The sequence below is a fragment of the Planktothrix tepida PCC 9214 genome (assembly GCF_900009145.1).
Classification (GTDB): domain Bacteria; phylum Cyanobacteriota; class Cyanobacteriia; order Cyanobacteriales; family Microcoleaceae; genus Planktothrix; species Planktothrix tepida.
Genome location: NZ_LN889802.1, coordinates 152,425 through 170,714 on the forward strand (window position 1 = coordinate 152,425; position 18,290 = coordinate 170,714).

The window sequence follows — 18,290 nt, forward strand, 5'->3', positions numbered from 1 at the left end:
ATTTTTATAATCAAGACTCTGTATTGGGGTAATTTTTAGCCCTTGTGACTGTTGACGAAAATCAATAAAATGAGCGATCGCGAATTTTCATCAAATTTGAGACCAGATTTTAAATCGTTGATGATTTGGGTCTAGCGGTTTATAAATTTCTAATAAGATTAAGCCTGATTTTAATAAATAGATTGGCCCTTTCACCCAGCCACCACGGGAAAGCACCAATCTAATTGTGGCACACTGCCAAGAAGCCACAAGAGCATATTATTAAAGCCCAAATGATGTTAATTTAAGCTTTAATTTATTAATAACCTAAATTAGGAGTTTTTCGCCTCAGAAATTCTACGGAACTTTTTAATTAAAATAAACGTTGGAACTCCGAAAAATTATGGAGAAGGAGTATTCATCAAAAAGGGCGAGGAATACCCCGCCCCTTGTTACACTGAGGGATAAGCTCTCCAACCCAGAATTAATCCCGATTAAAGGCAATCAGTAAGCGCAGGATAAAGATAAATAAATTGATGTACGTTAAATACATCGATAAAGCTGCGGATAAATACTGTTGGTCGTTGTAGGCGCGAGGTAACAAATAGAAATCAACCACCGCCGCCCCAACAAACAATAAGACTCCTAGACCCGAAATTCCTATTTCTAACCAAGAGGGGGCAATTATCCCAAAGAAACTCAGGACAAACTGTGCCAGAATGACAACGAATAGGGCAATAATTCCGAGGTTGATGGTTTTGCTTAAGGCCATCCCATCGGACTCGGAGAGGTTAGACCCAATGGAACGCGCCCCAATAAACGTGACTCCACACCCTAATGCAGCCACACCAATTCCGGCAATCCCAACACCATTAGTCCCTAAAGCAACAGCAACCAAACCGGTGAGGGTATAGCCTGTGAGTAGGCTGTAGGTCGCTAATAGGGGTAAGGCAGCTTTGTTATTCCCTTTATTGGCAACACCAGAGGCAACAAAAAATAGAACGAGTTGTGCAATCACGGCTACCCAGAAGGTCGGCATGAACAATCCGCGGTTTGTCGCTAAAACGTTTAAACCCCCAAAGGTGCCAACCGCAGTCAGAATTAACCCACCACCCACATAGGGTAAAGCGTTAGCAATCACATTGGGGCCGAGGATGGCTTCATTTTTAGCTTCTCGTAAAGCTTGACGGAAGTTACTGGTACTGGTCATATCGTCCTTATGCAATTCACAATCAGAACACTATTTATTATTTTATTGTGACTGATTCAGTCAAGTTTGGTAATCTAAAAAGGATCTCATCCTAATCTACCCCTAAATCCAGGTCTTTTGACATTCGTAGACATTGCGTAGACAATTGAGGCTAGATAGAGTTATGACCTGAGTAGACAAATGAAAACATCCACATATAGTCCGAGGGGTTTGGCACGGATAGAGAAGAATGCGGAAAACCTGCGGATTGTGTTCCCCCGGAGCTTGTTCAATGGCAAAGTTAAAACTTTTGCTTTAGGGCTAAAGGCGGATAGTCCAACTGACGTAAAAAAGGCTGAGGAGATTTGTGATGCAATCAATGCTGATATCCGATTTGATCAACTTGATGTCACCCTAGAACGATATAAACCACGTCATAAAAGCCACTCTTATAAAAACAAAGTCTCGGAACTATATCCAGACATTGACCTGGTAGAACTTTATGAAAAATTTATTGACTATAAAAAACCGACCTGGAAGTTGGCAACTTTACACCACAGAACCCGATGTATTTTGCCACTGATTAAAAAATCTGGTGTTACCTCTCCCTACCAGTCCCTAGAGTTGCGTGAATGGCTGCTTAAGAACACCTCAGAGGGATATACCAAGAAAGTTCTACAACAGGTTAACGCCGCGTTTAAGTGGGCATTATCTGTCAAGATTTTGAGGGGAGATAACCCTTTTGACGGCATGGCAAAAGAATTTAAGGACAATTACGAGAAAAACGAACCGGAGCCTAATGCTTTTAGCCAACAGGAAAAGCAAGCCATTTTAGAGGCGTTTAAAAATCATTCAATTCCTGGTAATAGTTACAAGCGTTATTATCCCTTTGTCAATTTCCTATTTATGACGGGTTGCCGTCCCAGTGAAGCAATAGGCTTAAACTGGGGGAACATTAACGCAAACTACATTGTTTTTAAGGAATCTATTACAACCGTTGGTGGCCGTGTTGTTAAGAATAAAGGCAGTAAAAACAATAAGGTTCGTAAGTTTCCAATGAATGAAAAATTACGAGACTTTATTGAGTCTATTAAGCCAGAGGATATTAACCCTAATGATTTAGTTTTCCCTAGCCCTGACCATCTCCCCATCAACTACAGCAACTTTTCTCAGAGAGCCTGGAAGACAATCGTTGATCCAATTGTTAAACGTAACACAACGCCCTATTCTTGCCGTGATACGTTTATCACAGAACAGGTTAACAACTCGGAACTCATGACTCACCCAATCCCGAATCCTGACGGCAGTAGATTGGCTAAACAATAAATATTGATGATTGAGGCTTGTTTCTAACAGGCCTCTATTATTTCGTGGGGTAGGCTGTGAAAGTCTGGCTACGAGGTGTTGGGGTATCGGGTTGAGTTCAGGATTGTGGGGGCGGTTGTTGTCGTTGTCGTTGGGATTGGAAGTTGCAATATGATCGGCCGTCGTTGCCTGAACCATTAAATAAAGTTTTAGGATTAGTGGCTGTGTTGGGACTGGGGAAACTGTGAACTCTGACAAGTTGGGATAAAAGCAATTAAATGTCTACGCAATGTCTACAAATTTCGCGTAGACATTGCGTAGACATTTGAGAGAAAAATTAGGGTCTGAAAGGCTTGGTTTTTAACGGGTGTGGAGGGATTTGAACCCCCGACTGACGACTTAGAAGGTCGCTACTCTATCCACCTGAGTTACACACCCAATCTATAAGATATTTTACCTTATTCCTGCTCAATTTTTAACACAATCTCACAAGACTTTTACTCAAGTCATTGACAGATGCCATGTTATTCTGAGTAAATGGCGGAAATAAGAGGTTTGATCTCAAGCCAACTGTAACCCGTAAAGATCTACCTAGCGTATCTTTGTCGGGAAAAGTCTGAGGCTTCTAGGCGGAGACAGAAGTTAAAGACTACAATCAAAGACACAGCCGACCGCCAGGACAGGAGTAGGTGCAGAAGTGTCATGTTTATATTGAAACGAACGGATGTTGAAATAACAACGGTTCAACACCCTAGTAAAGATCAGCAGATTCCTGTTTTAAATTATCAGGGACAAACATTTCGCCTGATGAAAATGTTTAGCGCCCAACAAGCGGAAGAGGCGAGAGCATTGTGGCGAGATCTCACTGATAATAAGGGAAAAGCTTGTGTCCTATTAGAAGAATCAGATCGATATAGTGTTTGGGGAAAAGTCCGTTTAGATCAACTCTTGGGGGAAGGTCACGGCGGAACAGACACCAAATTACCTATTTTGACTCAAGCCTGTTTACTCCTCTTGCAAGCAGTGTACTTTGATATTGAAGATTTGCTAGGGGCTAAACAAGCGGGCTCTTTTGAAAAAGATTTGATCAAAATTTTTCAAAAGTCTAAGTTTCCCCAAGCCGATCATTCAGAGGCTATAAAAACATTACTGACCCTAAATCCCCTGGATAGCCTGCACATTCCACCTTGGCAAGAGAATCACCTCTGCACCTTGCTGCAAGAACTCTATAAGTTAGGGAAAGGCTATTTTGGGAATACCAGTTTTGCTGAGGGAATAGAAGAAGTGCTTGAAGATTTATCGCCAGATGATCGGGATCTGTTTATCAATTGGTTGAGTCAGTCTGCTTTGGACAAACTCTGGATTATGAATTGACCCATGTTAGACTAGCTGATCTGACCTAAATATGGGACGATCTTACCAAAGACTCTTGTTGAAATGCTGGAGTTAAAAACGATCAGCTTCTCAAGGTTGTCTTAATTCTTTAAGTTGCTAGTTATTTTAATCTTATGAGTAGCACTTCACAACAAAAGTCCTCCTTATCGTCCTCCCTGTTTTCGGCACAGGGCATGGTGATTGCAGGGATTGTGTGGGCTGTTCTTGCCTTGTTATTCTTCCTGCTGTTTAGTGTGACGGTAGAAGGAGAAGAGTTACCTCTGTGGTACTCCATCGGAACCTACTTTTTTGAATTAGGGGCATTTCTGGGAGCAGCGATTGTCTGTTATAGAAACTGGCAAAGTCCCCAGATGGTAAGCGGTCGCAATGTCTGGTTGTGTATCGGGTTAGGAGTATTTTTCTACTTTATCGGGGGTGTTCTATTTGGGGTATGGGAACTGGTTTGGCATTTAGACCCTGCGGTTTCCATAGCCGACGCCTTTTATGTCCTCAGCTACCTATTTCTGGGTGCGGGGATGATTTTGGCAGTGCTTTCTAAACGAGTGGATTTAGAAATTGCACAGTGGGTTGCTTTGGTGGGGGTAGCCGTTGCAGGAACCGCCTTTGGTTTGTGGGTGGCTAGTCCGACCTTTTTTGGATTGCTGGGTTCACCGGAACCTGTGGCTATTGAACAACAGGTTGCTGCACCTTCAGTCCCGGTTCCTGGGGTATCTGCCCCTAAAGTGGAAAAACCGAGCACTCAAACCCGAGGGACGCCTGCTGCTGAATCTGAGGAAGAAACTTCACCCGCTCCTTTATGGGTAGAAGCCATTGATAGTAAACTCGAACCCCTCGAATTCGGGGTGAACTTGTTCTATATTATCGGGGATGTTTTCCTGTTAATTTTAGCAACAGCCCTGATTTTAGCGTTTTGGGGCGGACGATTTTCTCAATCCTGGCGGATGATTGCGTTTGCGATCTTTTCCCTTTACATTGCGGATATGTACTTCAAATGGTCTGACTCCCGACTGGAAGGGGACTATGAAAGTGGCGGTTTGCTAGAGGTGTTCTTTGTGTTTACGGGGGTTTTATTTGCGGTTGGCGCAATTTTGGAATACGACATCTCCACCCGTTCTCGTCAAAGCCGACGGAGCAGACGCACGGCGAAAGGTTAATCGATTAACCTGTTAGTCGAATTCTCGATATCCATCGGATCACCCTGATTAACCCCAACGTTAAATCTGACTATGAAGTGACTCCCAACTCAATGACATCCACGAAACTTTCTGAATCTGAAAAACAGGAAATTATTAGGCTCTATCAAGAGGTGCCAGAGGAAACAACGATAACTTTGGCAGAACGCTATGGAGTCAGTAGCTCAACGGTGAGACGAGTCCTGCAAAATGCTGTTCCTAAAGATGTTTATGACATTCTGACAACTCAAAAACAGCGTCTTCATCGTGCGGGTAAACGCTCCCTAGAGGATCAGGGTGATTTGGATATTGCCGAAACCCAACTCACTCTTGATTTGGAGACACCTGAACCTGTAGAGGTTTCCCGCGAATCTACACTGATACTGCCTCGTAAGCGTAAACGCTCATCTGCGCTTGAGTCGGAGCCGATAGAATCTAACGCTTCTCATTTCTTAGGAGCCGATTCTATACAGACTCAAACGTCTAATTATCAACCTTCTACTCCTGGCTTAGAAGAACTGTTAGCAAAAGATCTGCTTGATTCCAGGGGCCATGTGTTTGGGGACTATGAAGATAATGAGGATGACGAGGAAAACCAGGAAGACGAAGAAGACGAGGATGGGGAAAATCACAATGAGGAGGACTACCTAGACGAGTTTGGCGATGATGAGGATGAGGATGAGGATGAAGACGACAATCGGCACAATCTATTTTCTCACTCTCCGACGAGTGGAGGGACTGCATTAGTCAAGATTTTGCCTCTAACAGAAACGGCATTACCCAGAACGTGCTATTTAGTGATTGACCGCTCCTCAGAATTGATTGCTAAACCCCTGAGAGCGTTTAGTGAGTTAGGAACGATTCCAGAGGAGGAAATTCTGGAAAAAACCCTTCCTGTCTTTGATAACCACCGGGTAGCGAGTCGTTTCTCAGGACGAAACCAACGGGTGTTTAAAGTCCCCGATGGCCGACTCCTGAGAAAAGCAGCCCCCTATCTACAGGCTAAAGGAATCACTAGATTGTTAATTGATGGCCAAGTCTATCGATTTTGAAGCAGACCGCAGACAGGAGACAGAAAAGGGTTTCCCGTCTTTCTCCTGTTCTCCCCCTGCTCTCTCTATTTCGTTCCTTGTAATAAACCAAAACGAATTAATCCGGTTTCATAGCCTCGGCTCATCAGAGGTAAGGCCAGAGCCGCTTGAATGGTTGTCCAGCCACTCAATACCAAACCCATCAGGGCACGGAGATCGAAGGCTGAATTAATCACAGTATTCCAAAAAGGGGCAACGGATACAGACCAGTCGGCAGTTTGGAGATGGTTAAACCCAATTTGAGTGGCGATTGCTTCATATTCAGGTAAAGAAATCACATAAGGTAAGGCATAAACTCGATAAATTTCGGCTAAATGACGACGTTCTGCATCGTTAAGTTGTCCGGCATTTCCATCTAAGGGACGATGACACCAAGTCGCCATCAGTAACGTTCCTCCGGGTTTCAACACTCGATAGGATTCCTGCAAAAACTTAATTTTATTCGGGAAATGTTCAGCACTTTCTAAAGACCACACCAAATCAAAGCGATTCGCCTCAAAGGGCATTTCTAAGGCATCAGCTACCAAAAACCTCGTTTTTGCCTGTAACTGAGCTTCTAGGGCGCGTTCTGTAGCGCGTTGAGCTTGAACGGGACTCAGGGTAATACCTGTGACCTCAGCTTGAAATTTATCGGCTAAATATAAGCTACTTCCCCCAATACCACAGCCCACATCCAGAATTTGAGATAATGTCAAAGGGTTTGAGGTCAATCCCCAGTTTAAAAGTTCTTCAATTAAATCAATCTGGGCTTGACGTCGCTCTTTCTTTAAGGTTCCATCTGGCCCATAATATCCATGATGCAGATGTTCTCCCCAAATCTCTTCCCATAAACCAGAAGAAGAATCATAGAATTGCTGAATTTGTTGATATAATGCTGAGTTCATCTGAATCAATCAAAGAATTTTTTTCGGACACGCTTAGGTAAGCGTCTCTACAGTTTGATTCTATTGATTCGGAATTATCTTGTCACTGAACTTAAAGATTTATCCTAAACTCCCATGACCGTACCTCGAACAATTGGTTTAGGTTTCCTGGCGGTGATTACCGTTGGAACAATGTTGCTGATGTTGCCCTTTTCCTTGAGTACGGGAACTTGGGGTGATCCTCTAACGGCTTTATTTACGGCCACTTCTGCCGTTTGCGTGACGGGATTATCCGTTGTGGACGTCGGGAAATTTTACTCCTTTTGGGGTCAGTTTATTTTAATGTTGCTGGTTCAGGTGGGGGGATTAGGATACATGACTGTCACCACCTTTTTATTATTGGTATTAGGTCGGAAGTTTCGCCTCAAAGATAAATTAGCTTTACAACAATCTTTAGACGCTTCGGGAATAGCGGGGGCTGTTCCTTTATTAAAATCGATTGTAGCAACCACCGCTATTTTTGAATTAACCGGGTTTTTTCTGTTGTTATTTGTATTTGTTCCTAATTTGGGATGGAATCAAGGATTATGGTTCGCTCTGTTTCATAGTTTAAATGCTTTTAATAATGCCGGTTTTGGTTTATTAGCTGATAGTTTTATCAGCTATGTTCACTCGCCTTTATTAAATTTTGTGATTACCTTTCTGATTATTTGGGGAGGCATGGGTTATCAAGTAATTCAAGAACTTTATTTATGGATTCGGAATCGTTTTTCTAAAAATCCCCTGCGTCGGGATTTTTCCGTTCACTTTCGAGTTGTTACTTCCACAACAGTTTTTCTATTAATTTTAGGGACAGTTTTAGTATTCTTCACAGAATATCGTAATCCAGGAACCTTAGAACCCCTTAATTTTCCTGATCAAATCATGGCTGCTTGGTTTCAATCGGTCACGACTCGAACCGCCGGATTTAATACCATTAATAATGGAGCATTAACCGTTGGCGGGTTATTTGTATCGATTATTTTGATGTTTTTGGGGGCTAGTCCAGGGGGAACGGGAGGAGGGATTAAAACGACAACGATTCGGATTTTATTCAATGCGACTCGCTCGGCTTTACAAGGACGAGAAGAAGTGATTTGTTATAAACGCCAAATTCCATTACCTTTAATTTTAAAAGCTATTGGTGTTTTATTGGGTTCATTTGTCGTCATTTGTATTTCGACAATTCTCATCTCTTTAAGTCAACCGGAAATTGATTTTGATCCGATTTTGTTTGAAGTTGTTTCTGCCTTTGCAACGGTGGGATTATCAACGGGAATTACAGCGAGTTTAACCCCCTTGAGTAAACTGGTTATTATTAGTACAATGTATATGGGACGGGTTGGGGTATTGTTGTTAATGTCAGCAATTTTAGGAGATCCTAAACCAACCTCCATTGACTATCCTGAAGAAAACCTTTTAGTCGGATAAAACTTTAATTTCCTCTTTCTGGAAAACCCACAATATGAATCTCTCTTCTTGGAATTTTTTACGCAATCTCAGAACCGAAAAAAAACAATTTGCGGTGATTGGATTAGGTCGTTTTGGGAGTGCCGTTTGTTCAACATTGCACAAAAGCGGTTATGAAGTTCTGGCGGTTGATAAAGAAGAAAAACGAGTAACTTCGGCATTAGGGGATCAAATAGCCTCCCATGCGTTACTCTTAGATTCAACAGAAACCTCTGCACTTCGAGAAGCGGGAATTTTAGAATTTGATACGGTAATTGTGGCGGTGGGTAGTTTTTTGGCTGAAAGTATTACCACCACTTTAAACTTAAAAGAAGGGGGCGTTCCTAATGTGATTGCCAAAGCTTCATCAGAAACCCATGTTAAATTATTAAATAAAGTTGGGGCGGATTTGGTGGTCTTTCCCGAACAGGAAATGGGACAACAATTAGCTCGACAATTAACCCGTCCTCGTTTAATTGAACAATTTGAACTGGATGCGGAACATAGTATTGTAGAAATAATTGTTCCTGATGAATTTGATGGGAAAACCATTGCTGAATTAGAACTCCGTCGTCGCTATGGATTGAATCTTTTAGCAATCAAAAACGAAGGGGATAAAATGGATATTAATCCCCTTTCTAATCGACGACTTTACAAAGGAACGTTGATTGTTGTTGTCGGTTCTAATCAAGATATTAATCGTTTAGCGGGTTAGAATTTATCCGCGATTAATTATCCCGTGGATTTTGTTGAGGGATGATTTTACCTAAACTTAAATCGTCTAAATCAATCCCTCTTAAACCTTTTTCTTCAAGTTGATTAAATAACCGAGTTAGCTGATACCAAACTAATCCCGCCATTAATACTGTTAAAGGAATAGAAAACCCATAAGCAATGATTTCTGAAAAGGCAAAAACTTGCAAACAGGAAGCTAGAAAAATACAAATTCCCACTGCCACTCCCGAAAATGGAAAAAAGACTTGAGCGCCTCGCAGGTTCGCTAAATTACGAGTTGAACGATTTTTAGACCATTCTTTTAACAGTTGTTTGAGCGTCACAACAAATGCGGTACAGGAGGTTATTCCAATGAATAAACCTGCAACCAGTAAAATCAAAGGTGGATCAGCAGAATTATACATAAATTATGTCTGAGTCAGGGAACAGGGAACAGGGAACAGCGAAATCTGTATGAATCTCTGAGATGTGTTGGTTGTTGACTATTAACCGACAACCATTAAAGTTTAAGAAAGTTTAAGGGCAGCAACTTGATCAGTTGAAAATTGGGAGATTGCACCCCAAGCCGCATCGAACAAACGACTGGGTTGTAAATCAGGTTGAATTAAACTCCATAACCGTTGAACTTCTGTTGTATGGAGGCGATCATCTTCTGTTAACGCCAAAATAATTTGTCGTCGTAAGAAGTCTCCCTCATCAGACAGTAAATATTTTAATCCTAATTGTGCCGTTGGTAATAGATCAAAATTTCGATCTGAACGGGCGATCGCAATCATATTTTCTAACCGTTGCCATTGGAATTTCCCATCCTTAAATAAAACTTCAATTAAACGACGGCGTAAAGCTGGAGTTTCCCCATTTAATAAGCGACGGGCAACATAAGGATAAGCAACATCCACAATTTTAAAATCAGGATTTAAGCTCAAAGCAATACCTTCCTGTGTCACCAGAGAGCGAATAATTAAGGCAAATTGAGCCGGAACTCGGAAGGGATATTCATACATCAATTCCGAAAAACTATCAGTAATGGTTTTAAAATTAAAATCTTTAACGCTCGTTCCCATTACATCCCCTAACACCGATTCTAACGCCGGAATAATCGGTCTAATATCAGTTTCGGGAGATAAAAACCCTAATTTAACGAAATCAATCGCCAGTTGATCATAATCTTTATTAATCAAATGCACCACTGAATCCACAAGGGTTTCTTTCGTGATTTGTTCTAACTGATCCATCATCCCAAAATCAATAAATGCCATGCGACCATCGGGCAAAGCAAATAAATTACCGGGGTGAGGATCGGCGTGGAAAAAGCCAAATTCTAACAATTGTCTTAAACCACTGGTAACTCCAATTTGAATTAAAGCATCTTGATCTAATCCGGCGGCTTTAATTCGTTCAGTATCCGTCAATTTAAAACCATTAATCCACTCCAAAGTTAAAACACAAGTTGTGGTGTAACGCCAATAAATTGAGGGAACTTTAACATGAGGATCATCGGCAAAATAGGTGGCGAAGCGTTCAGCATTGCGCCCTTCATTGATATAGTCAATTTCCTCAAATAATTTGATGCCAAATTCATCGACAATTAACGTTAAATCATGACCTAAATTTAACGGCAACCAAGGAGAAAGCCATCCCGCAGCCCAACGCATTAAATATAAATCTAAGGTCAAAACGGGTAATAAATTCGGGCGCTGTACCTTAACGGCAACTTCTTCTCCGGTTCGCAGTCGAGCGCGATAAACTTGACCTAAACTCGCCGCAGCAATCGGTTCAGGAGAAATTTCGTTGTAAATTAGATCTAAATCTTGGTCTAATTCTGCTTCAATAATCGCCATTGCCTGCTCATGATTAAAGGGAGGCAATTGATCTTGAAGTTTAGTTAATTCCTCTAAAAAATCTTTGCGAATTAAATCAGGACGAGTGGAAAGAGCTTGACCGACCTTAATATAGGTTGGGCCTAAATCGGTGAGAACGTGGCGGAGGTGGGCGGCTCGTTTGGGGGTATGTTCAACATCTCGATGTTGCCATTGATCCCACAATAAACCCAGAAGGAACCCGGCAAAGTGCCAAATTATTAGGATTGTTCGCCCAATTGCTAACCAAGGACGACGACGATAATAGCGGGCAATCTCCTCTGGGTCATAGCGTCGTCTTGATGTTCCTGCCTGTGGATTCACGCTTGTAATATTCCTCTGTTACCGTTAAATTGTTAGGTTTTGGATAAAAAGTTGACGGTTGACGGTTGGCTATTCATTAACAACGGACAACCGATACCGAATCAACCAAGATTTGTGAAATTTTTTATCGTTTCATTACATTACAGTATACAAAAATTGCAACGGTAGGGACGCGCCATAGCACATTTCTACTGTTGGGTCGTTTGAACTAATCCTTCTTTAAGGGCATCAATCACTTGCTGTTGTTGGTCTGGGGATAATTCCGGGAACAACGGTAAAGATAAAACTTCCTGACAAACGGCTTCAACACTAGGCAGTTGATGGGGTTGATACCCTAAATTTTGATAAACGGGTTGCTGATGGAGGGGAATGGGATAGTAAATCATAGAACCAATTCCCTTTTCCTGGAGATAATTTCGCAGGTAATCTCGTGGTTTGAGATCAGAATTTAATCGCTCAGAGGTTGATAGAACCCTTATGGTGTATTGGTTCCACACACTCTGGCTCCCAGCAATTTCCTGGGGAGTGATGATTTCAGCAAGAGGATAGAGAAATTGGTGATATCGTTGGGCGACGGCTTGCCGTTGTTGGTTCCAAGTGTCGAGATACGGCAGTTTGATGCGTAAAATAGCAGCTTGCAAGGCATCCAAACGGCTATTAATCCCGATGGTGTCTGAACGATAGCGGCTGGCTTGACCGTGTTCTTTAATAATTCTCATGGACTGAGCCAAAGTTGGATCTTGGGTCGTTACAGCCCCCCCATCTCCACAAGCTCCTAAATTTTTAGTCGGGAAGAAACTAAAACAGCCAATATGCCCAATACTGCCGACCTTTTGCCCCTGCCAAGTTGCCCCCGTTGCTTGGGCACAGTCTTCAATCACCGCTAAATGATAGGATTCAGCAATTGCCATTAACCGAGTCATATTGACAGGTTGACCAAATAAATGCACCGGAATAATAGCCTTGGTTCTTTCGGTAATGGCCTTGGGGATTTGTTCGAGATCGAGATTAAAGGTTTGGGGATCAATATCAACAAATACAGGAGTTGCCCCCACCGCACTAATCATTTCTGCTGTGGCGATAAAGGTAAACGGCGTGGTAATGACTTCATCCCCTGGCCCAATATTGAAAGCGCGTAAAGCCAAAAATAAAGCATCGGTTCCTGAGTTGCAAGCAATGGTTTCTCGGACTCCAATATATTGCCCAAACTCCTGCTCAAAGGCTTCGACGATTGCACCTCCAATATAACGACCCGAAGCCAAGACCGCTTGCACCGCTTGGCTGACTTCATCCTGAATTAATTTGTACTGTTGGCTTAAATCAAGGGGAGGGACTGTATTCACGTTTCACACCACCAAGTAAAATTTAACTGACGAGGGGGTTTGGGGGAGCGATAAGTCCCACACTGAATTTCACGCTCACAAAAAAAATAACCAGAAATCAGTGTGGGTTACATGGACTCCCCCAAGTTAATTTTGAGCGGTAAATCCCGACAAAATTAACAATAATATGTTAGATTATATCTAAGAGTTTTGAAAGCGATAATGTTTCAAGGGTATAAGTTCCGAATCTATCCAACACTTGAACAGCAGATTGCCTTAGCCAAAAGCTTTGGTTGTGCAAGATGGTATTGGAATTATGCTCTGAATTTGTGTCAAGGAACCTACAAAACAACAGGAAAAGGGTTATCAAGAAAAGCAATTCAAGGATTGTTACCTCAACTGAAGAAGGAATATCCTTGGTTGAAAGAGGCTTACTCCCAATGTTTACAAGTTGTCGCTCTTAACTTGTCTGTTGCTTACAAAAATTTCTTTGAAAAACGGGCTAGATTACCTCAATTCAAATCCAAACATGGTAGACAATCAATCAGTTATCCTCAAAACGTTAAATTTGAAGGGGATTACCTAAAATTACCGGGTAAGATTGGGTTGATTTATTGTCGTCGTCATCGAGAAATTGAGGCAACAATCAAAACTGTTACCATCTCAAAGAATCGTGATGGGAAATACTACGCATCCATCTTGGTCGATGATGGCAAGGAAACACCTAACTTGTCAACTAACGGGAAAGCAATTGGGATTGATTTAGGATTGACCCACTTTGCGATTACCAGTGATGGAGATAAATATAGTAATCCCAAGCATTTTGTCAAACATCAACAGAATTTAAAACGAAAACAACAAAAATTATCTCGTAAACAAAAAGCCAGTAACAGTAGACAAAAGGCACGATTAAAAGTCGCTAAAGTCCACGCTAAAATCGCTCGTTGCCGAGAAGATTTTCTACACAAGCTATCCCGCAAGATAGTCAACGAAAACGTAGAGACGTGCCATGGCACGTCTGTACTTGCTGTGGAAGATCTGGGAGTTAAAAATATGGTTAAAAACCATAAGTTAGCTAAAGTAATTAGTGATTGTGGTTGGGGAATGTTTGGCACAATGCTCAAATATAAAGCTGAAAAAGAAGGGAAAACCTATATCGAAATTGATCGGTTTTTCCCGTCTTCTAAGACTTGTAGCGTCTGTCTAAATCAAGTGGGTAGTTTACCACTGGATATTAGAAGCTGGACTTGCGAACATTGTCAAACAACTCATGACCGTGATATCAACGCTGCAATCAATATCAAAACTGAAGCCAAGCGGATTTTATCGTTGGGAACCAGCGATACTGCTAGTCTGAGGGGATGTCAGCCATCAGAAAAAACTTCTGTTTCTTCTGATGCTATCCCCGTTGATGCTAGAAGCCCACACTTACTCGTAGAGAAGTTTGGGTAGTTCACTTATTTTCTATAATTTTTTGGGATTAAACTGGTAAAATTGTTAAAGGTTGAATCTGCATCCCAAGAGCGTGCAAGGGTGATCAATTCTTCCTGTCGGAGAGTACCTCATTTTTGGTTCACTTTTGGGAAATAGAGGGGCTTTCTATTGATTTTTTTGTATAAGACTGGATTTCAAGTGACTATTTTACCAAAAAAATACCATTTGCTATCCTCTTTCCCCGAAGAATACAGCCTGAACAATTTGCTATTTGACTCAGCCTGTGAGGTCGGGAACAGTCGTCAAAATTTTTTAGTTCCCCTTAGCCTATTTTCTCCGGTTTACGGTGATGGTCAAGAGTGAAACCTGAGTCCCTTCATCAACAGGCCGAAACACCAGATATAGAATCTCTGGAAAAATTATCGTTTATTACATCCCTTAACTTATGTCTGAATTTCAGGATTTTCTAAGACGAAAAGTTGCCTACGTTGCTATCGGTGAATTCAAACCGGGTAAATTTAAAGAAGCTCAAACATTATTTGAAAAAGCCGTAGCCACTTATAAACAAGGCTTTCAAGGGGCTTACTTACTTCAAGAGCCGGGAACCGATAAAGGAATTGCCATTATTTTTTGGGAAGATATTGGCGATATGGATGTCTCTGATAATCAAACAGAAGCCTATCAATCTATTATGAATGAAATGGCAACTTTATTTGTCAAAGCACCCACGACATCGTTTTATGAAGTGAGCAGTGCTATTCGTTTAGAGCAACTTGCAGAAGCGTTATTGCGATAAAATTTTTGATCGGTTTCGACTTTTTAAACCGATTAAAATCTGTGGTAACACACACCAAACCCGCGCCTGCGGGTTTTTAAGATTAAAGATGGGATTTATTAATTGTATAATGCCTTATGAATAGCCTACACTGCACTTATACACCCTACAATTGAGGTGAATTATGGAATCAATGATTAAACTTTCGGCCCTGAATACCAGTTTAATCGAAGTTCGCTTAATTGAAGGTCGAGATCAAGCTTATATTACTGTTAATGAACATTATTTTTCTTGGGTAACGGGGACAAAAATTAATATTTCTTCTGCGTTACAAGAAGGAGTTAATTTATTAAACTTAATGATTAAGACCTATCCGCTTATAGAACGAATCCGCAGAGGGTTATTTAATCAAGATTGGTGTGGACGTTTTGAACTTTATATTGATGGAAAATTACGAGGAACTTATAATCAAAGTGGCGGTGTGATTCTCGGTTCCCGTGAATATACCGTTGCTCAAATTGAACTCAATATTGATATTGATCATAGCAAAAATAATCCTGATCAGCCTGACAAAGAACTTTTAAAAATTATTAGTCGTTTAGAAAATATTCCAGGGATGACCTCAGCTAATTCTAAAGATGTTCAATATTCTACTCCTTATATTCTTCTAAAGAATAAATTTAAAATTAATATTTGGAAAAACTTGGCAGGGGTTGATCATGTTTTTGTCCTTGATTCTTCAGGAAATTGTTGTTTTGCGGGTTATGTGGGATGGATTCATGCTCAAAAATTCTATCAAACGTTACAGCAAATTCGGAATGATTACTCTAATATTTAATAAGCGATCGCCTTTAATCTCATCTAATCCCAGAACCAATCTCAACCCAAAGTTGCAATTTTTAAGCAAAATATTACAATACTTAATAAGACAGAAAAACCCGTTACATCTATCTCATCTTGAACCATGACTGACCCACTCACCAAATTAACCTACCAAGCATTTCAGCAGGGAAAAAGCTATTTTAGCGTAGCTCATAGTACCCTAACCCATCAACTGCTGAACTGGATTAATCCCATTTCTCCTGAGCGGAAAACCGAACCCCTGAGTCCTGAAATTCTGTTAAAAATCCGACAGTTGTTGAATGAAATTATCGAAACAGACTGGAAAGATGCTGAAAAAGGGGTGTATCCCGTTTCTATTTTATTTGATAATCCCTGGGAGGATTTCTTTCATTACTATCCGAGCATTTTATTAGAGCTACCTGAACGCAGAAAACGGGCAAATCAAAAACAACATCAAGATTTTTCTGCTAATATTGATATAGAAGGATATCCGAGTTATTATGTGCAGAACTTCCATCATCAAACCGATGGATATTTGAGTGAGATGTCCGCAAATTTATACGATTTGCAGGTAGAAATTTTATTTTATGGGGGTGCAGATGCCATGCGTCGCCGGGTTCTTGCCCCTTTAAAAACAGGATTAAACGCATTTAATGATATTCCTGAAAAACAAATTCGAGTGTTAGATGTTGCCTGTGGAACAGGTCGAACCCTGAAAAATATTCGGGCGATGTTACCCAAAGCTTCCTTATTTGGTGTGGATTTATCTCCGGCTTATTTACGAAAAGCCAATCAACTTTTATCGGAAATTCCCCAAGAGTTACCCCAACTCATTCAAGCCAATGCTGAAGAGTTACCCTTTTGTGATGATTTCTTTCATGGTGTTACCTCCGTTTTTTTATTCCATGAATTACCCGCTAATGTTCGTCAAAAGGTAATCGATGAATGTTTCCGAATCATCAAACCCGGAGGCATTTTTATTATTTGTGATTCTATGCAAATTTCGGATTATCCCGATTTGACACCCCTAATGGAAAACTTTCCTAAAACCTTGCATGAACCCTATTATAATCATTATATTAGGGATGATTTAGTCGAACGTTTGGAAAAGGCAGGATTCCAAAATATTACCACTCAAAACCATTTTGCCAGTAAATATTGGATTGCCCATAAATCGGTTTAAAGGTGGAGTTGACACAACCCTTTTGACTTCACCTAACCCTCTCCTTAGCAAGGGGAGGGCGATTTAGGATACAATTTAACTAAACGCGAGTAACAGTTTATGACAAGTACAGAACAAGCCCCGTTAACCACTGAAACGAACGACGAACTGATTGAAGATGCCATGGCGACCGTCAAACCGTCAGACGAAATTGAAGCGGTTCTCGCTGGGTTAGCTGAAGACCAAAAGGTGATGGTAGCAACGTCCGAAGCGGGTAAGGTTTGGCAGTTTGAATATGGGAGTGTCGAAGTGTTTGTCCAACTCACCGGAGAAACCGATGAAGACACCCTCAGAGTTTGGGCCTCTGTACTGAAATTCCCAGTGAAAAACGAAGACCAGTTAATGCGAAGATTATTAGAAATGAACTGGTTATCAACTTTAGAATCCCATTTTGCCATTGTTAATGATCAAGTTGTGGTTTTATCCAGTCGGACATTAGCGGATATTTCTGCGAGTGAAATCTCTCGAATTATTACGATTGTAGCGACGGTTGCTGATAATAACGATGATCAATTACAAGCGGAATTCGGAGTCTAAAGTTTGGCGTTTAATTCCCGTATTGAAGGCATCGGGACATCTGCAAATGGCAATTGACCATTGGTTATTTCAACAACATCAGCAAGGTCAACATCCCTCGACTTTGCGGTTTTATGTGTGGGAAACGGCAACGATTTCTTTAGGCTATCATCAAAAAAAATGGCCGCAACATTGGCAACAATTAACCTGGGAAAATCAACCGTTACCCTTAGTCAGACGTCCAACGGGAGGCAGGGCTGTTTTACATCAGGGAGATTTAACCTATGGGGTGATTACCTCTGGATTGCCCGAAAATCGCAAGGTAGCTTATGAAATATTATGCCAATTTTTAATCGAAGGATGGCGATCGCTCGGCATTGAACTACATTATGGTTGTGGGGGACGAGGATACATTCACAACCCGAACTGTTTCGCCACTGCCACTAGCACCGATTTAGTCTTATCCGATGGCATCAAATTAATTGGGAGCGCTCAACTGAGGGGGAATGGAACCATTTTACAACACGGGTCAATCCGGTTAACCCCCGATGCAGAATTATTTCGTCAAGTATTTGGTTTGGAAATGCCTACACCCACTTTAACCTCAGTCGCTTCACCAGATAGCTTAATTCCAACGGTTATCGAAGCTTTAGCGATGGCGGCTAGTCGTTGTTTTGGGGTGGAATGGGTAATAGAACCCCTTTCGGATCTGGAATTAGAGACAATTGTACAGCAGTATTCAACCTCTTGGAAAGTTAGCCCCCAGGTAGTTTAAAAT

17 protein-coding genes and 1 tRNA gene are annotated in these 18,290 nt (G+C 41.2%); 12 read left to right on the forward strand and 6 right to left on the reverse strand.

The features are described from left to right. Positions 1 to 463 precede the first annotated feature (463 nt). Complete coding sequence (locus PL9214_RS14895; protein ID WP_072719582.1) at positions 464 to 1,189, reverse strand: Bax inhibitor-1/YccA family protein; 726 nt, start codon at positions 1,187 to 1,189, stop codon at positions 464 to 466. 264 nt (positions 1,190 to 1,453) lie between these two features. Between PL9214_RS14895 and PL9214_RS14900 the strand changes: the two genes are divergently transcribed. After that, positions 1,454 to 2,494, forward strand: a complete 1,041-nt coding sequence (locus PL9214_RS14900; protein ID WP_186440368.1) for a tyrosine-type recombinase/integrase — start codon at positions 1,454 to 1,456, stop codon at positions 2,492 to 2,494. Between the two features lie 343 nt (positions 2,495 to 2,837). On the opposite strand, the gene PL9214_RS14905 is transcribed toward PL9214_RS14900, so the two are convergent. Then, positions 2,838 to 2,911: transfer RNA gene (locus PL9214_RS14905), tRNA-Arg, on the reverse strand. 264 nt (positions 2,912 to 3,175) lie between these two features. Here PL9214_RS14905 and PL9214_RS14910 point away from each other — a divergent pair. From PL9214_RS14910 to PL9214_RS14920, 3 genes are all read left to right on the forward strand, one after another. Further along, entirely contained in the window at positions 3,176 to 3,847 is a 672-nt protein-coding gene (locus PL9214_RS14910; protein ID WP_072719584.1) for an Npun_F0813 family protein, read from the forward strand. A gap of 134 nt (positions 3,848 to 3,981) precedes the next feature. Then, on the forward strand, positions 3,982 to 5,022 hold the full coding sequence (locus tag PL9214_RS14915; RefSeq protein WP_072719585.1) for a hypothetical protein: 1,041 nt from the start codon (positions 3,982 to 3,984) through the stop codon (positions 5,020 to 5,022). Between the two features lie 92 nt (positions 5,023 to 5,114). After that, positions 5,115 to 6,092 (forward strand): helix-turn-helix domain-containing protein, encoded by a 978-nt coding sequence (locus PL9214_RS14920; protein WP_072719586.1) that lies wholly within the window; start codon positions 5,115 to 5,117, stop codon positions 6,090 to 6,092. 65 nt (positions 6,093 to 6,157) lie between these two features. Here PL9214_RS14920 and PL9214_RS14925 read toward each other — a convergent pair whose 3' ends face one another. Next, complete coding sequence (locus PL9214_RS14925) at positions 6,158 to 7,015, reverse strand: methyltransferase domain-containing protein (protein WP_072719587.1); 858 nt, start codon at positions 7,013 to 7,015, stop codon at positions 6,158 to 6,160. Positions 7,016 to 7,129: 114 nt separating this feature from the next. Between PL9214_RS14925 and PL9214_RS14930 the strand changes: the two genes are divergently transcribed. Both PL9214_RS14930 and PL9214_RS14935 read left to right on the forward strand, forming a co-directional pair. Beyond that, entirely contained in the window at positions 7,130 to 8,464 is a 1,335-nt protein-coding gene (locus tag PL9214_RS14930) for a TrkH family potassium uptake protein (protein WP_072719588.1), read from the forward strand. Between the two features lie 34 nt (positions 8,465 to 8,498). Beyond that, positions 8,499 to 9,197, forward strand: coding sequence for a potassium channel family protein (locus PL9214_RS14935; protein WP_072719589.1), 699 nt, complete (start codon positions 8,499 to 8,501; stop codon positions 9,195 to 9,197). 13 nt (positions 9,198 to 9,210) lie between these two features. On the opposite strand, the gene PL9214_RS14940 is transcribed toward PL9214_RS14935, so the two are convergent. The 3 genes from PL9214_RS14940 to PL9214_RS14950 all read right to left on the reverse strand — a co-directional run bounded on the left by PL9214_RS14940 (position 9,211) and on the right by PL9214_RS14950 (position 12,743). Continuing rightward, positions 9,211 to 9,621 (reverse strand): hypothetical protein, encoded by a 411-nt coding sequence (locus PL9214_RS14940; RefSeq protein ID WP_072719590.1) that lies wholly within the window; start codon positions 9,619 to 9,621, stop codon positions 9,211 to 9,213. A 102-nt stretch (positions 9,622 to 9,723) separates the two neighbouring features. Continuing rightward, positions 9,724 to 11,400, reverse strand: coding sequence for an ABC1 kinase family protein (locus PL9214_RS14945; RefSeq protein WP_072719591.1), 1,677 nt, complete (start codon positions 11,398 to 11,400; stop codon positions 9,724 to 9,726). Positions 11,401 to 11,588: 188 nt separating this feature from the next. Next, complete coding sequence (locus PL9214_RS14950) at positions 11,589 to 12,743, reverse strand: DegT/DnrJ/EryC1/StrS family aminotransferase (protein ID WP_072719592.1); 1,155 nt, start codon at positions 12,741 to 12,743, stop codon at positions 11,589 to 11,591. A gap of 201 nt (positions 12,744 to 12,944) precedes the next feature. Here PL9214_RS14950 and PL9214_RS14955 point away from each other — a divergent pair, with 201 nt between their 5' ends. From PL9214_RS14955 to PL9214_RS14980, 6 genes are all read left to right on the forward strand, one after another. Beyond that, on the forward strand, positions 12,945 to 14,174 hold the full coding sequence (locus PL9214_RS14955; RefSeq protein WP_072719593.1) for an RNA-guided endonuclease InsQ/TnpB family protein: 1,230 nt from the start codon (positions 12,945 to 12,947) through the stop codon (positions 14,172 to 14,174). Positions 14,175 to 14,601: 427 nt separating this feature from the next. Beyond that, positions 14,602 to 14,952 carry an antibiotic biosynthesis monooxygenase gene (locus PL9214_RS14960; RefSeq protein ID WP_072719594.1) on the forward strand — a complete coding sequence of 117 codons (351 nt, stop codon included), beginning with the start codon at positions 14,602 to 14,604 and terminating at the stop codon, positions 14,950 to 14,952. A gap of 163 nt (positions 14,953 to 15,115) precedes the next feature. After that, complete coding sequence (locus tag PL9214_RS14965; RefSeq protein ID WP_072719595.1) at positions 15,116 to 15,769, forward strand: hypothetical protein; 654 nt, start codon at positions 15,116 to 15,118, stop codon at positions 15,767 to 15,769. A 126-nt stretch (positions 15,770 to 15,895) separates the two neighbouring features. Next, on the forward strand, positions 15,896 to 16,957 hold the full coding sequence (locus tag PL9214_RS14970) for a class I SAM-dependent methyltransferase (RefSeq protein ID WP_072719596.1): 1,062 nt from the start codon (positions 15,896 to 15,898) through the stop codon (positions 16,955 to 16,957). A 99-nt stretch (positions 16,958 to 17,056) separates the two neighbouring features. Further along, positions 17,057 to 17,533, forward strand: coding sequence for a YbjN domain-containing protein (locus PL9214_RS14975; protein ID WP_072719597.1), 477 nt, complete (start codon positions 17,057 to 17,059; stop codon positions 17,531 to 17,533). Further along, positions 17,502 to 18,287: a lipoate--protein ligase family protein gene (locus PL9214_RS14980; RefSeq protein WP_072719598.1), complete on the forward strand. Its 786-nt coding sequence runs from the start codon at positions 17,502 to 17,504 to the stop codon at positions 18,285 to 18,287. The genes PL9214_RS14975 and PL9214_RS14980 overlap by 32 nt, the downstream gene beginning before the upstream one ends. Positions 18,288 to 18,290: the final 3 nt, after the last annotated feature.

Coding starts and splice junctions, on each gene's coding strand:
- PL9214_RS14895 (WP_072719582.1), bottom strand. CDS start 1,189: ATGACCAGTACCAGTAACTTCCGTCAAGCTTTACGAGAAGCTAAAAAT.
- PL9214_RS14910 (WP_072719584.1), top strand. CDS start 3,176: ATGTTTATATTGAAACGAACGGATGTTGAAATAACAACGGTTCAACAC.
- PL9214_RS14915 (WP_072719585.1), top strand. CDS start 3,982: ATGAGTAGCACTTCACAACAAAAGTCCTCCTTATCGTCCTCCCTGTTT.
- PL9214_RS14920 (WP_072719586.1), top strand. CDS start 5,115: ATGACATCCACGAAACTTTCTGAATCTGAAAAACAGGAAATTATTAGG.
- PL9214_RS14925 (WP_072719587.1), bottom strand. CDS start 7,015: ATGAACTCAGCATTATATCAACAAATTCAGCAATTCTATGATTCTTCT.
- PL9214_RS14930 (WP_072719588.1), top strand. CDS start 7,130: ATGACCGTACCTCGAACAATTGGTTTAGGTTTCCTGGCGGTGATTACC.
- PL9214_RS14935 (WP_072719589.1), top strand. CDS start 8,499: ATGAATCTCTCTTCTTGGAATTTTTTACGCAATCTCAGAACCGAAAAA.
- PL9214_RS14940 (WP_072719590.1), bottom strand. CDS start 9,621: ATGTATAATTCTGCTGATCCACCTTTGATTTTACTGGTTGCAGGTTTA.
- PL9214_RS14955 (WP_072719593.1), top strand. CDS start 12,945: ATGTTTCAAGGGTATAAGTTCCGAATCTATCCAACACTTGAACAGCAG.
- PL9214_RS14960 (WP_072719594.1), top strand. CDS start 14,602: ATGTCTGAATTTCAGGATTTTCTAAGACGAAAAGTTGCCTACGTTGCT.
- PL9214_RS14965 (WP_072719595.1), top strand. CDS start 15,116: ATGGAATCAATGATTAAACTTTCGGCCCTGAATACCAGTTTAATCGAA.
- PL9214_RS14970 (WP_072719596.1), top strand. CDS start 15,896: ATGACTGACCCACTCACCAAATTAACCTACCAAGCATTTCAGCAGGGA.
- PL9214_RS14975 (WP_072719597.1), top strand. CDS start 17,057: ATGACAAGTACAGAACAAGCCCCGTTAACCACTGAAACGAACGACGAA.
- PL9214_RS14980 (WP_072719598.1), top strand. CDS start 17,502: ATGATCAATTACAAGCGGAATTCGGAGTCTAAAGTTTGGCGTTTAATT.